Source organism: Alkalimonas delamerensis (genome assembly GCF_030717955.1).
GTDB lineage: Bacteria > Pseudomonadota > Gammaproteobacteria > Enterobacterales > Alteromonadaceae > Alkalimonas > Alkalimonas delamerensis.
The window spans coordinates 712,783-727,024 of sequence record NZ_JAUZVY010000001.1; the positions used below are offsets into that span (position 1 = coordinate 712,783).

Sequence of the window (14,242 nt, forward strand, 5' to 3'; positions counted from 1 at the left end):
TTCTCTGACCATTAAAAAAGCGGCCTGATGGCCGCTTTTTTTACAACTAAGGGTTCGACCATGCAGCAAAACGCGTTAATTTCCTTGTTGCAAAACATTTATCACCGGCAACCTGAAGCTGATGACGCTGTTATTGAGCGAGCACTGACTGAACAGGCATTTTGCCGTCAATGGTTGTTTCATTCGCTGGGCAGTGATGCTACTGAGGCAGAGCTGGCCGTGGTATTGGCGATTGCCGAACAGACGGGCCTAAAATCAGACCTAGAGCTATTGGCAACCATCTGGCAGTCGGATAATCAAACGCCAGCAGCGTTAAACCAACAAAGTTTTCAGGCTTGCATCCAGCCCTATCCGCTGTCAAGCAGTGTCTCCAATACGACGGTCGCGCTCTGGGCCTGCTTAACCCAGCCCCATCCAGCCGCTGAGCTGTCTCAGCCCATTCCTGAGATCAGGCTTGGTAAACTCAGCTCCGAAGATACAGCGGCCACCATCATTCAGCTTGCTTCGGAGAATATGGCGCAAGCAGCATTGTATGGCCCCGACAAAACCGGGGTGCGGTTAAATAGCATTCGGAATAACCAGCAAGCAATTTTATCCCTGCCTCCTACGGAGCCATTCAGCGTTTCATTGCAACGTATGATTTCCAAGGCCCTTGGCTTAGCGGTGCATCATGCAGAGCCTTTGATTGTCTATCGCTATCGACCCGGTGAAGAATACAAATGGCATTGCGACTTCATTGTGGACGCCAATGCTTCGACCCACCAAGAACTGACGATGTTTGGCCAGCGTTCTGATACCGTTATTTTTTATTTAAATGACGAATGCAGTGGCGGTGCGACCTGCTTTAAAAAATGGCAATTCAGTGTTGAGCCGAAAGCCCATAGCTTTGTCCACTTCCGTAACCTGACAGCAGATGGTCAACTAAACCAGGACTCAGTACACTGTGGTGCGCCTGTAGAATCTGGTGAAAAGTGGATTTGTACCACCTGGTACAGAACCAAGCCAATGTGGCATCGTCGTGGATTATTAACAAAAAAGGATAACTGATTATGGGCCAACTGACCGCAGGTTTTGCTGTACCCTTGTACTGGGATCAACACCCGGATCCAGCTGCAATGAATACCGCACTGACTGAGCTTTTCCACCAAAAGATGGCTCAGCCTGAGTTCACCAATCCGAATCCCTATACCGTTCGAAATGATGCCTTGTACGAAAGTCGTTTCGATCTTTTTAGCTGGCCTGAGCCGGTGATTCGCCAGTTGAGCGACTTTTGTTGCTCTCGCGTGATGCAGTGCGTTGCAGAAATCAATGGTTACGATCAGGCCACTCTGAAACGGATCCAGTTGGGGGCCGACTCCTGGTTTCATGTGACCAAAGATGGTGGTTACTTTGCCATTCATAACCACCCAATGGCCTCCTGGTCAGGGGTGTATTGCGTCAGTGACGGTGAACCGGATCCTGGCATTAAAAACAATGCACAATTAACATTTATAAATCCATTTATACAAAGTACAATGTTTGTTGATGCGGGCAATGCACAAATGAAACAGCCTTTCAGTCATGTGAGCCAAGGGTTTCAGTTGAAAGCTGGTCAGTTGGTGCTTTTTCCATCATGGTTGTTGCATGAAGTAAAAGCCTATTTTGGTCAGGGTGAACGTATTACCGTTGCATTTAATTGTTGGTTTCATATGCGCCCATAAGGGTGGTGTACTCGAAGAGGGAATTGTTATGAAGAAGTTTGGTTGGGCGATAGCGCTGTTCTTGGCCTTCTGGTCGATCACCGTCAGCGCAAAACACAGCCTGGAAGATTTTGCCCGGCATGCGCAATTTATTGATATCAAAATATCACCCAGCGGTCAGTATTTGGCCGCCACCATGCGGGGAGAAGAAGGGCGAATCGAGTTGGTTGTGCTGGATATGCAGCAAGATATGAAACCAATCTCACGTTCTGCTTTTAGTGGCAATAACTCTATTTACGATTTTAACTGGGCGAATGATGAGCGCATTGTGTTCTCGTTAAGCCGCGAGTTCGGCTCGCAGGAAGCTGCTGTGCCAACCGGTGAGTTACTTGCGATGAATGCTGATGGGACCCGTCAGCTCCCACTGTTTGGACCCAATGCCCGTGACAGAGACCTGGCGACAGCTCGCATTATTCACTGGCTGCCTGATGACCCGCGTCATATCCTGATCCAGGCACGTCCTTACTCGCGCAATGAAACCTATACCACGGTATATCGGTTAAACATCGAAACGGCTCGTAAGCGCCAGGTCGCCAGACCTCCGGTTCGTGAAGCCACCATCATCACGGATGGCAATGGTTACCCGCGATTGGCCGTTGGTGCTGATATTCGCAGAGACAATGAAGTGGTGATTGTGCATCGGGCGCCCGGCAGTCGTGACTGGCAGGAGGTCTCACGTTACGACAGCGACCAAGGTGGCTTTTCCCCTTACATTTTTCTGGCCAATGACAACGAGGTGCTTGGCATCAGCGATCGGATGACGGAGACCCGGGCCATTGTGATTTTTAATATTGAAACTGGTGACGAGCGCTTGCTGTACCACAATGAAAACGTGGATGTGGCACCTATTTTCAGTATTCGCAATGGCTTTGCCGATGAAGTCATCGGTGCTGTATCCGAATACGAAACCCTGGAGTACGAATTTTTTGACCATGTGCAAGACACCCGCTTTCGTGACGAATTAGCAGGTTTAATCAATGCCTTTGATGGCCGGAGACTGTTTCTTCGTTCGTCAACCAGAGACAATCGTTTGAGCATTGTCTCTGTCTCTTCAGAGTCCGAACCGGCTGAATTTTATTTATTTGACCGGGAAAGTAAGCAGGTCAGTTACTTGCTCAATACCCGTCCCTGGATCAATCCTGAGCACATTGCTGTTAGCCAGTCCATTGTTTATCCGGCCCGGGATGGTCAAGCCATTCATGCCATTTTGACCTTGCCAAAAGGGCAGGAAGCTAAAGATCTTCCTTTGATACTGATGCCTCATGGTGGACCTCATGGTATCAGAGACGTTTTGTTCTTTGACCCGACGGTAAAAATGTTGGCTCAACACGGTTACGCTGTCTTGCAACCCAACTTCCGCGGCTCAGGTGGTTTTGGCCGCAGCTTTCAAATTGCCGGCTACCGCAACTGGGGTACGCTGATGATTGACGACATGACCGATGGCGTGTTGCATTTAGTCGAGCAAGGGATTGTCGACAAAGGCCGTGTTTGCTCCTTTGGTGCTTCGTACGGTGGTTATGCGGCTGTGATGAGTGCCATCCGGGAGCCTGATCTCTATCAATGTGTGCTGGGTTATGTTGGAGTTTATGACCTGGAGATGTTGTACACCACTGGGGATATTCCTGAGCGGCAAAGCGGTATTAATTATCTGGAGCGGGTGATTGGTCGTGATGCTGAATCGCTGCGTGCTCAGTCACCTGTTCACCATATCGATAGGTTGAAAGCACCCGTCTTTATTATCCATGGTGAGAAAGATATGCGAGCTACCATTGATCATGCCAATGTGCTGCGTGCGGCTTTAGAAAAGCACCAGCATCCTTATGAATGGCTGGTGGAACCGAATGAAGGGCATGGTTTTTATAAACCAGAAAACAACGTTCGGCTGTGGACCCAGGTGCTTGAGTTCCTGGATAAATACCTAAATCGTTAATTTTTGTTAATCCCCCTGTTGTTTTTGGTTGTTGTGTGTTAGGTTGTAGTTGAAACAATAAGGGGGATTTATGTTAAGGACTACAGCTGTATTGGCTTCATTGCTTTTTTTGGCAGCTTGCCAATCCACAGGCGAGCGTACTGCGATGAACTCATCAGCCGGTGAAGTCGTGGATGAAGAAGGTGTACGTTATGTTTGTCGTATGGTGCGTGAGGCTGGCAGTAACCTTCGCCGACGCAGTTGCGTCACTGAAGAAGAGTTCCGATTGCGCCAGGATGATGCCAGAGATGCTTTGCGTCGAGCCGCAGCCAACGACCGTGGCCATATAGACGATAACTGACATTTCAGCTGTGGGCTGCTTTGTTTGTGCTAAGCCGCTCACAGCTTTTACAGCGTTGTTCCGCTGGATCTTTATCCAATCGCTCGTTCTCAATCCTCGCCTCACAATCACAACAAATGCCATACAAACCTATTTCCATTTGGATCAGGGCTGCCTGAACAGCTTCCAGTCGTTGACTGGGTGCCCGCAACTCAGGTGTATGCCAATGCACCAGCACCTCGGGCCAGCGCGGCAAAGGCAATTGTTGCAATTTAAGCAACAGTTGTTGGTAATCCGGGTTGGCTTGGGCGACCAGAAAATCGCTAATCTGTTGTTGCAGTTGCAACTGCTCTGCCAGCAGTCGGGTTCGAAGCTGATTCAGACGGATTGACATGGCGCACTCTGTTATTGACGAACTATATCCAGAGTATGACCAATACCAGCGTGCTGTGATCTGATGTATATCAAAGCAAGTCGCGGTTTTATCGACGCAGAGTCGCTGAATTGAAAAAGGGTTAGTGCCCGGCTTGGACTTCCGTTAGAATAATGGGTTCGATTGCAATGACTTCAGTGAGGTAGCCTGTGGCTGACGAAAATTTCCAAGAAAGCTTTAATCTTAAGCAATTTTTACTATTTCTGGTGCTTTTGGTTGTGCTGTTGCTGCAAGCACCTATTGTACGCTGGTTTCAACTGCTGGTGGCTTAATCGCTGCCAACAGTCTGGGTTCACCACGAACAGGATTACTAACGACCATGATCAACACAGCCCTTAGCGAGCAACTAAAACAAGTGATTAAAACGGTACCGGATTATCCGAAGCCGGGGATTTTATTTCGCGATGTCACCAGCCTGATGCAGGATGGGCCAGCCTTTGCCAAGGTGATCGATGCCCTGAAAAAGCACTTCGCTGAGCATCAAATTACCAAAATTGTCGGCACCGAATCACGTGGCTTTATCTTTGGTGCCCCATTGGCTTATGCCCTGGGGGTAGCCTTTGTGCCGGTACGCAAAGCAGGTAAGTTACCGCGTGAGCGCATTCAGCAGAGCTATCAGCTCGAGTACGGTGAAGATATTCTGGAATTGCATCTGGACGCGATCCAGCAGGGCGATAAAGTGCTGATGGTGGATGACTTGCTGGCCACAGGTGGTACCATAGAAGCGACGACTCAGTTGATTCGGCGCTTGGGCGGCGAGGTAACAGATGCCGCCTTTGTCATTGCCTTGCCTGAATTAGGGGGCATTGAGCGGTTGGAAAAGCTGGGTCTAAATGTGGTGTCTTTGGTGGATTACGACGGTCATTAAGCCGAGGTCGATATGAGTTATCAGGTGCTGGCACGAAAATGGCGACCCCAGCAGTTCAATGAACTGCTAGGGCAGCAGCATGTGAAGTCAGCCCTGAGCAATGCACTCAGCTCGGAACGCCTGCATCATGCTTACTTGTTTACCGGAACCCGCGGCGTGGGCAAAACCACCATTGCCCGGATTTTTGCCAAGAGCCTCAATTGTGAGCAAGGGGTGAGTGCTACCCCTTGTGGTAAGTGCAGCAGCTGCACAGAAATTGAAGCCGGGCGCTTTGTTGACTTGCTGGAAATTGACGCCGCCTCCCGTACCAAGGTCGAAGACACCCGCGATCTACTGGACAATGTGCAGTACGCGCCAACCCGTGGGCGCTTTAAAGTCTATCTGATTGACGAAGTGCACATGCTGTCCAGGCACAGTTTTAATGCCCTGCTAAAAACATTGGAAGAGCCGCCGCCACATGTGAAGTTTTTACTGGCGACCACGGATCCGCAAAAGCTCCCGGTCACGGTGTTGTCGCGCTGCTTGCAATTTAGTTTAAAAGCCTTAACCGATGCCGAGATCCAGCAGCAACTGCAAATGGTGTTGCAGCACGAGCAGGTTCAGGCTGAAGTCGAAGCCTTGAGCTTGCTGGCCAAAGCCGCCCGGGGCAGTGTACGGGATGCACTCAGCCTGACCGACCAGGCCATAGCCCAAACCAATGGTCAGATCACTGCAGCTTCGGTGCGGGATATGCTGGGCTTATTGCCACAGCATTGGGGACAACGGGTATTGGATACGCTGTTGCAGCAGGATGTTGCAGCGCTGCGCCAACAACTCGATGCCTTGATGCTGCAAAGCAGTCAGCCCGAATTAGTGCTGGACGATCTGCTGGCCCTGCTGCACTTTGCCGCTATCTGCCAGTTTCAACCCGAAGCGGCTGCGTTGGCCGACGAGCAAGCCGCCTATGTCACGGAGCTTGCTGCCAGTCAGGATGCTGAAACCCTGCAGCTGCACTATCAGCTGTTAATCTCTGGCAAGAAAGAGCTGCCTTTTGCGCCCGATGTGCGAGCTGGCCTTGAAATGGCATTGCTGCGCGCTTTGCTGTTTGTGCCGGCAACATCTGAGCAAGCGGCTCAGCCCCCCGTCACTCGCAGCGGCCTCGGCGCGACAGTCGGCCGGGAGCCTGCAGCAAAAAAGCCTGAAGCCATTGGCAGCCAGGCTGTCAGTGGCAAAATGGATGAGCTAATAGCGGCAGAGCGGGTTACTGAGCCGGCTGCAGAGCTTGTTGACGTCCCGCAGAGCGAGCTTTTAACCGATACCGTCAACGACACTGTGTCCGATTCGGCGGCACAAGCTACTCCACAGTCAGAACTCACAACTGCTGCAGCGAATGCGGGTAAAGTGCTAGCGATTGACCCCATTACCGCCAGCATTATCGCGCGCCGTGGTCTTGATGCCCGCTTGCCAGAGCAAGCAACTGCGCAGTCCATGCCAGCTTTGCCAGAGCCACCTAAGCAGGCTGCGGCAGATAGAGCAGAAGCCCTGGCCACTGAAGCAAATGCACATCAGGAGCAAGCTACTAAGACGGCTGCTGCCGAGGCAACAACTGCCAGGTCGCCTGAAGCCTCTTTTGAAGCAATACCGTCGGCAGCCAAGCCAGTGCAAACCAGTCAGGCCGCTGAGCCAGCTTCTTCTGCAGCCCCCGGTTTGGCTGAATCAACCAGCGAGCAAGGTGAACCTATACCTGTCAGTACCGCTGTAGAGTCATCTCCAGCCCCATTAATAGCGGAAGGAGCAGCCCAGCAGTTGCTGGCCAAGCCATTGGATGCAACTGGCTTTGAGTGTCGTCATGCTCACCAGGTTGATGGCTGGGCGCAGGCGATTGAGCAGTTGCAAGCCGGGGGCTTGTACCGTTTGTTTTTGATCAATGCGGTTCCAAAGGTGCAGGGCGACCAGGTGCAGCTGACGGTCGCTGAGAGTGAGCGGCATTTGGATAAACCCGAGTTCCGGGCACGCATCGTGCAACTGGTGATGCAGGCTTTTCCCGGCACCTCGAGCGTTGCTATTGATTATCAAGCCGAGGTACCCGATTGTCCGCGTGCTATCCAGCAGCGGCTGGATGAAGCGCGTCGATGTTATGTCGCGGACTTGATGGAGCACGACGCTGTGGTGCAAAGCTTACGTCAGAGCCTGTCTGCGGAGTTGATCCCAGATAGCCTGGTGGTCAATTAACTTCATTTTGTGTATGCTGCGCGCATTGCAAGCGGCATCAATAACAGGAGACAAAGCATGTTTAAAGGCGGAATGGGCAATATGATGAAGCAGGCGCAAGCCATGCAGGAAAAAATGCAGAAAGTGCAGCAGGAAATTGCCAATATGGAAGTGACCGGTGAAGCAGGAGCGGGCATGGTGAAAGTCACCATGACGGGTTCGCATCAGGTTAAACGAGTGCACCTGGACGACAGTCTGATGGAAGACGACAAAGAAATGCTGGAAGATCTGATTGCAGCCGCCACCAACGATGCGGTGCGTCGGGTCGAAGAAACCAACCGCGAAATGATGGCTCAGGTTGCCGGTGGCATGCAATTGCCGCCTGGTTTTAAAATGCCATTCTAACCGGAAGTATTCGGATGTCCGCTCAGACCCCCTTGCTGCAGCAGTTGATTGAGGCATTAAAAGCCTTACCTGGTGTTGGCCCGAAAACAGCACAGCGTATGGCGTTTCAACTGCTGGAGCGCAACCGGGAGGCCGGTAACAAACTGGGCAAGGCGCTGTTGGCAGCGATGGATGGTATTGGTCATTGCCAGAGCTGCCGTACCTTCAGCGAGCAACCACTCTGTGGTATTTGCCAGGACCCAGCGCGTAGCCAATCCCCGCTGCTTTGTGTGGTGGGGTCGTCGGCGGACATGCAGGCCATTGAGCAGACCGGCCAGTTCGATGGCCGTTACTTTGTGTTGATGGGGCAGCTCTCCCCACTCGATGGCATTGGCCCGGCTGAACTGGGGCTGGATCAGTTGGAGCAGCGGCTGGCTGCCGGTGGTATTGACGAAGTGATTCTGGCCACCAACCCCACAGTAGAAGGCGATGCTACGGCTTACTACCTGTCTGAACTGTGCCAGCGGCATCATGTGGCGGTGTCGCGTTTGGCGCAAGGGGTTCCGTTCGGTGGTGAGCTGGAATACCTGGATGGCTCCACCTTGTCGCACGCTTTTAGTGGCAGAAAACGTCTTTAGCGCTTGAAATTCAGCGCATCTCTCCCCATATACCCATCATTCCTGCCGGCTCTGCCGGCGACTTGAACGTGCAGTTTGTGCATCAAGCACCAACTGTTGTCTACCGATGATTTCAGAGGACTTTGTTGCTATGGCTGAGACAGCACAAAAGCAAACCCATGGTTTTCAGGCTGAAGTAAAGCAATTGCTGAACCTGATGATCCACTCCTTGTACTCCAATAAAGAAATTTTCCTGCGTGAGCTGGTATCCAACGCATCCGATGCCGCCGATAAACTGCGTTTTCTGGCATTATCAGAGCCAGGCTTGTATGGCGATGATGGTGAATTGCGGGTTCGGATCAGCATGGATAAGGATGCGAAAACACTGACCATCAGCGACAACGGCATCGGCATGACCGAACAAGAGGTCAAAGAGCATCTGGGAACCATCGCCAAATCTGGCACCAAAGAATTTTTTGCCCAGCTGTCCGGTGATCAAAGCAAAGATTCCAAGCTGATAGGTCAATTTGGTGTCGGTTTTTACTCGGCCTTTATTGTGGCCGATAAAGTGACGGTGCGTACCTTAAAGGCCGGCGCTGACGCCAGTCAGGCGGTGGAGTGGGAGTCGGCCGGTGAAGGCGAGTACAGCCTGGCACCGTGCAAAAAAGAAGGCCGTGGTACCGACATTATTTTGCACCTGCGTGAAGGGGAAGAGGAGTTCCTGGAAAAATACCGGGTCCAGTCCATCATTACCAAGTACTCGGATCACATCAGCATTCCGGTCGAAATGTGGCAGGAAGAACAAGCCGAAGTCAAAGGTGAGTCGGAAGAAGACACTATTCCGGCTAAGCCTGCGCACTGGCAAGCCATCAACAAGGCGACTGCGCTCTGGACCCGGGATAAGTCCGATATCAGTGACGAAGAGTACCAGGAGTTTTACAAGCACATCTCCCACGACTGGACCGAGCCGATGAGCTGGAGCCACAACAAAGTCGAAGGCAGCACCAACTACACCAGCTTGTTGTACATCCCGAAAAAAGCACCTTTTGATCTGTGGAATCGCGAAGCCCGCCATGGCTTAAAGCTGTACGTGCAGCGCGTCTTTATCATGGACGATGCCGAAGAGTTTATGCCAAGTTACTTGCGTTTCTTCAAAGGCTTGCTGGACTCCAGCGACTTGCCACTGAACGTGTCCCGTGAAATTCTGCAAGATACCAAGGTCACCCAGGCACTACGTAAAGGCTGTACCAGCCGCGCTCTGAAAATGATGGAAAAGCTGGCCAAGGACAGCGAGCAGTACCAGCAGTTTTGGGATGAATTTGGTCAGGTGCTGAAAGAAGGCCCGGCTGAAGACATGGTGAACAAAGAGAAAATTGCGGCTCTGCTGCGCTTTGCTTCCACCCACAACGACGACAGTGTGCAGAATGTTGCCCTGAGCGATTATCTGAGCCGGATGAAAGAAGGCCAGGATGAAATTTACTACCTGGTGGCCGATAATTTTGCTGCGGCCAAGCACAGCCCGCATTTGGAAGTATTCCGTAAGAAAGGCATCGAAGTGTTGTTGCTGTCGGATCGCATCGATGAGTGGTTGATGCAGCATCTGACCGAGTTTGAGCAGAAAAAATTCCGCTCTGTGGCCAAAGGTGGCCTGGATTTGTCCAAACTGGACGATGAAGCCGACAAAGAAGCGCAGCAGCAAACCGAAGAAGCCTTCGCCAGTGCCGTAGAGCGCTTTAAAACGGCTTTGGGTGAGCAAGTCAAAGATGTCAAAGTTAGTCACCGTCTGACCGATAGCCCAGCTTGTGTGGTCACGGATGAGTTTGATATGAGCACGCAGATGATGAAGCTGATGGAATCGGTGGGACAGAAGGTACCCGAGGTGAAGCCGATCTTTGAAATCAATCCTGAACACGAGTTGGTCAAGCACATTGCCGACGAGCAGGACGAAAGTCGCTTTAAAGAGTGGGCCGAAGTGCTGCTGGAGCAGGCCTTGTTGGCTGAGCGTGGCAGTCTGAAAAACCCCGCGACCTTTGTTGGACGACTGAACAAGCTGCTGCTGTCGCTGACTAAGTAGTACCATTCTTAAAGGCGGGCACTAACGCAGCGCTGAACAAAAACCGAGCTCTTGGCCGACTAAAGTCGTAACCAAAACGAAAAACACCAGCGGATATGCTGGTGTTTTTTTAGCTGCCGCGTGAGCCCTTGGGTGCCTGCATTCGACCAAAGGCCAACAGTGCAGCAGGCATCCTTTTGTCACCGGACAAATTTCTTGTTTCAACTGCGCCATTGTGTAAAGATCCGGACAGTCCATTTTTTGAAAAATTAAGAACACATGAGGGTGTTGTATGCGGATTATTTTGTTGGGTGCCCCTGGTGCCGGTAAGGGGACTCAAGCTCAGTTTCTGATGAACAAGTTTGGCATCCCGCAAATTTCAACCGGTGACATGCTGCGCGCTGCTATTAAAGCGGGTACGGAGATGGGCCTGGCTGCCAAGCAAGTGATGGATGCAGGCCAACTGGTGTCCGATGACATCATCATTGGCTTGGTGAAAGAGCGCATTGCAGAGCCGGATTGCGCCAAAGGCTTTTTATTGGATGGCTTTCCGCGCACCATTCCGCAGGCAGAAGCCATGGATGCACACGGCATTGCCGTTGATCATGTGATTGAGTTTGATGTGCCGGATGATGTGATTGTGGAGCGGATGGCGGGGCGTCGTGTTCACCCAGCTTCTGGCCGTGTTTACCATCTGGTGTACAATCCACCAAAAGTTGCAGGCAAAGACGATGCCACCGGTGAAGAGCTGGTGATTCGGGCCGATGATACCGAAGAAACCGTCCGTAAGCGTCTGGCGATTTACCATGATCAGACCAAGCCACTGGTTGACTTTTACCGCGCAGCGGCAGCTGCTGGCAAAACGCGTTATCACCACCTGGATGGCACCCAAAAAGTCGATGCCATTGCTGCGCAACTGACCACCTTGCTTGCATAAAGCAGTTTGACAGAAAAAAGCGATGCTCAGGGCATCGCTTTTTTGTTTTACCCTTCGGCTAGCATGGTGTTCAGTGCGGCCAATACCGCGTCGTAATCCGGCTCGTTGGCCAGTGTTTGCACTTGCTGCAGGTAGCGAATTACCCCCTTGGCATCAATCAGGATGACGGTGCGTGCCAGCAGCCCCATATCTTTAATCAGTAGACCATAGTTGCTGCCAAAGTCTCGCCATACTGCATCGGACAGCACCTGCAACTGATCCACCGCTTCTTGCTCGCAAAACCGCCGCTGAGCAAATGGTAGATCGGTACTGATAGTCAGCATCACCACCTCGTCGGGCACATTGGCAACCTCCTGGTTAAAACGTCTGGTTTGCAATGAGCAGGTTCCGGTATCAATACTTGGCACCACACTGATCAGCACGGGTTTGCCCGCGAAGTCTTGCAATGCAACCGGACGAAATTGCTGATCCACCACACGAAAATCAGGTGCTTGCTGACCCACTTCCACCGGATGCCCTTGCAGCACTACGCGTTGGTCGCCTGCTCGGATATCACTTAACCTGCTGGGTAGCTGAGCAGTCAGATCAATGGCATGGCAACTGCCCGCTAACAAAGCACTGCCGAGCAAAAGGGGTAAATAAAAGGACGTTGTTTTCATTGTCGGTACCTCGCAAACTCAGGGTTAAGGTAAGATGGCTATTTATCCATTGAGCGTATAAACTATAAACAAACCAGCATAATAACGAACGGCCTATGATCCCTGCTGTAGTAATTTGTGATGACTCCAACCTGGCTAGAAAGCAAATGGCGCGCTGTTTGCCAGACAGTTGGCAGTCGCGCATTCAATTTGCTGCCCATGGGGCTGAAGCTCTGCAACTTATCAAGTCCGGCACGGTCGATCTGTTGTTTTTGGATCTGAATATGCCGGTGCTGGATGGTTATCAGGTACTGGCCGCACTCAAAGAAATGCAATCCAGCATTAAGGTAATCGTTGTCTCTGGTGATGTCCAGCCGGAAGCCTATGAGCGGGTGATGAAACTGGGAGCGGCAGATTTTGTCAAAAAACCGGTCGATGTTAATAAAATCAGTGCTCTGTTGGATACTGTCGCTGCTGAACACCAGGCTGAGGCAAAGGGCTCCATGCCACCTAAGCCAGCCCTCACCCAGCGAATTGAGGTGGATGCAGAGTTGCGCGATGTGTTTCAGGAAATCACCAATGTTGCTATGGGGCAGGCTGGTGATCTGCTGGCGCGTTTACTCAATGTCTTTGTGAAACTGCCGATTCCCAATGTCAATCTAATCGAGGTCAGTGAGCTGCATATGGCGCTTGCTTCGGTTGAAGACGAAAGCAGCACTTCCGCCGTTTGTCAGGGCTTTATTGGTGGCGGCGTATCGGGAGAAGCGTTGCTTATTTTAACCGACTCCAGCTTCAAAGACGTGGCTCGCTTAATGAACTACCATGGTAAGTTGACGCATCAGGTTGAGCTGGAACTCTTGATGGACATTGCCAATATTCTGATTGGTTCGGTGTTAAAAGGCTTGTCAGAACAACTGGATATGGGTTTTAGTCAGGGCCACCCTGTGGTACTGGGCCAGCATGCTGCGGTCAGTGAGCTGATTAAAGCCAATGCTGGCCGCTGGCGTAAAACCCTGGCGATAGAAATCAGCTATGGCATCGAAAACTACGACATTATGTGTGATCTACTGTTGCTCTTTACCGAAGACAGTGTCAAAACTTTAAAAAATAAAGTCGCCTTTTTATTGGAAGATTAGTTATGACGGATGCCCAGGTCGAAGTCTCAGAAATTCACTGGCTGATGGACATGTTCCAGACGGTGGATGTAGGCTTGGTGGTGCTGAACTGCGACTACCGCATTCAGGTATGGAACGGCTTTATGGAAAGCCACAGTGGCTTGAGTCCCCGTCAGGTGCGCGATCGTTACTTGTTCGATCTTTTCCCTGAGATTGATGAAGATTGGCTCAGACGCAAGTGCGATCCTGTGGTGCTGTTAAAAAACCGTGCTTTTACCATCTGGGAGCAGCGACCTTACATCTTTAAATTCCGCAATTATCGTCCCATTACCGGCGCAGCCGACTTTATGTACCAGAACAGCACCATTTTTCCGTTAAGCAATACCCGGGGCGATGTGACCCATCTGTGTTTGATTATTTACGACGTGACCGATGTGGCAGTGAGCCGGTTAGAGCTGGAATCGATGAATCATCGTTTGCATCAGCTTTCCAAAACCGATTTTTTAACTCAGCTGCACAATCGCGGCAGTTGGGAAAATGCCCTGGTGCAAGAATACAAACGCATTAAACGTCATGCCCATGTCAGCAGTTTGCTGATGATCGATATTGATCACTTTAAACGGGTTAACGACGATTATGGCCATGCTGCTGGCGATGAGGTGATACGCGAAATTGCCCGGTTGGTGAAGCGTAACCTGCGCGAGACCGATATTGCAGGCCGCTATGGCGGCGAAGAGTTTGCGGTCTTGTTGGTGGACACGCCGGAAGTACAAGCCGTGTACTTTGCCGAGCGCTTGCGCAAGTCGGTGGAAAAAACACCGGTGCAGCATCATGATCTGCAAATCCAATGCACGGTCAGTATTGGCATTGCTGAATCCAACCCTGCGATGGAAGAGCACCGCCAATGGCTCGAGTTGGCCGACAAAGCCTTGTATTCCTCCAAAGCCAATGGCCGTAATCAGGTCACATTGGCCAGCGAAATGAAAGAGTAAATTTAATTAGTGCCTGTCTTGGCGACT

Annotated in this window: 14 protein-coding genes; 12 read left to right on the forward strand and 2 right to left on the reverse strand. The window is 51.4% G+C overall.

From position 1 onward, the window contains the following. The first annotated feature begins 27 nt into the window (after positions 1 to 27). The 4 genes from Q3O59_RS03260 to Q3O59_RS03275 all read left to right on the forward strand — a co-directional run bounded on the left by Q3O59_RS03260 (position 28) and on the right by Q3O59_RS03275 (position 4,009). Positions 28 to 1,047 (forward strand): prolyl hydroxylase family protein, encoded by a 1,020-nt coding sequence (locus Q3O59_RS03260; protein WP_305944212.1) that lies wholly within the window; start codon positions 28 to 30, stop codon positions 1,045 to 1,047. Positions 1,048 to 1,049: 2 nt separating this feature from the next. After that, positions 1,050 to 1,700, forward strand: coding sequence for a putative 2OG-Fe(II) oxygenase (locus Q3O59_RS03265; RefSeq protein WP_305944213.1), 651 nt, complete (start codon positions 1,050 to 1,052; stop codon positions 1,698 to 1,700). 28 nt (positions 1,701 to 1,728) lie between these two features. After that, positions 1,729 to 3,669 carry an alpha/beta hydrolase family protein gene (locus tag Q3O59_RS03270; RefSeq protein ID WP_305944214.1) on the forward strand — a complete coding sequence of 647 codons (1,941 nt, stop codon included), beginning with the start codon at positions 1,729 to 1,731 and terminating at the stop codon, positions 3,667 to 3,669. 70 nt (positions 3,670 to 3,739) lie between these two features. Then, the gene (locus tag Q3O59_RS03275) at positions 3,740 to 4,009 is read left to right on the forward strand and encodes a hypothetical protein (RefSeq protein ID WP_305944215.1); all 270 of its coding nucleotides are present in this window, start codon (positions 3,740 to 3,742) and stop codon (positions 4,007 to 4,009) included. 4 nt (positions 4,010 to 4,013) lie between these two features. On the opposite strand, the gene Q3O59_RS03280 is transcribed toward Q3O59_RS03275, so the two are convergent. Further along, positions 4,014 to 4,382, reverse strand: coding sequence for a TraR/DksA C4-type zinc finger protein (locus tag Q3O59_RS03280; protein WP_305944216.1), 369 nt, complete (start codon positions 4,380 to 4,382; stop codon positions 4,014 to 4,016). 358 nt (positions 4,383 to 4,740) lie between these two features. Here Q3O59_RS03280 and apt point away from each other — a divergent pair, with 358 nt between their 5' ends. The 6 genes from apt to adk all read left to right on the forward strand — a co-directional run bounded on the left by apt (position 4,741) and on the right by adk (position 11,470). Next, positions 4,741 to 5,289, forward strand: coding sequence for an adenine phosphoribosyltransferase (apt, locus tag Q3O59_RS03285; protein ID WP_305944217.1), 549 nt, complete (start codon positions 4,741 to 4,743; stop codon positions 5,287 to 5,289). Positions 5,290 to 5,301: 12 nt separating this feature from the next. Then, positions 5,302 to 7,500: a DNA polymerase III subunit gamma/tau gene (gene dnaX, locus Q3O59_RS03290; RefSeq protein WP_305944218.1), complete on the forward strand. Its 2,199-nt coding sequence runs from the start codon at positions 5,302 to 5,304 to the stop codon at positions 7,498 to 7,500. A 57-nt stretch (positions 7,501 to 7,557) separates the two neighbouring features. Then, a complete protein-coding gene (locus Q3O59_RS03295; RefSeq protein WP_228589668.1) occupies positions 7,558 to 7,884 on the forward strand; it encodes a YbaB/EbfC family nucleoid-associated protein in 327 nt (108 codons plus the stop codon). Between the two features lie 14 nt (positions 7,885 to 7,898). Beyond that, entirely contained in the window at positions 7,899 to 8,501 is a 603-nt protein-coding gene (gene recR, locus Q3O59_RS03300; RefSeq protein WP_305944219.1) for a recombination mediator RecR, read from the forward strand. Between the two features lie 130 nt (positions 8,502 to 8,631). Then, positions 8,632 to 10,554: a molecular chaperone HtpG gene (gene htpG, locus Q3O59_RS03305; protein WP_305944220.1), complete on the forward strand. Its 1,923-nt coding sequence runs from the start codon at positions 8,632 to 8,634 to the stop codon at positions 10,552 to 10,554. 271 nt (positions 10,555 to 10,825) lie between these two features. After that, a complete protein-coding gene (gene adk / locus Q3O59_RS03310) occupies positions 10,826 to 11,470 on the forward strand; it encodes an adenylate kinase (RefSeq protein WP_305944221.1) in 645 nt (214 codons plus the stop codon). A gap of 47 nt (positions 11,471 to 11,517) precedes the next feature. Here the strand turns inward: adk and tpx are convergent, their stop codons facing one another. After that, positions 11,518 to 12,129, reverse strand: a complete 612-nt coding sequence (gene tpx, locus Q3O59_RS03315; RefSeq protein ID WP_305944222.1) for a thiol peroxidase — start codon at positions 12,127 to 12,129, stop codon at positions 11,518 to 11,520. A 95-nt stretch (positions 12,130 to 12,224) separates the two neighbouring features. Here tpx and Q3O59_RS03320 point away from each other — a divergent pair, with 95 nt between their 5' ends. Both Q3O59_RS03320 and Q3O59_RS03325 read left to right on the forward strand, forming a co-directional pair. Then, entirely contained in the window at positions 12,225 to 13,244 is a 1,020-nt protein-coding gene (locus Q3O59_RS03320; protein ID WP_305944223.1) for a response regulator, read from the forward strand. A gap of 2 nt (positions 13,245 to 13,246) precedes the next feature. After that, a complete protein-coding gene (locus Q3O59_RS03325) occupies positions 13,247 to 14,215 on the forward strand; it encodes a sensor domain-containing diguanylate cyclase (RefSeq protein ID WP_305944224.1) in 969 nt (322 codons plus the stop codon). Positions 14,216 to 14,242: the final 27 nt, after the last annotated feature.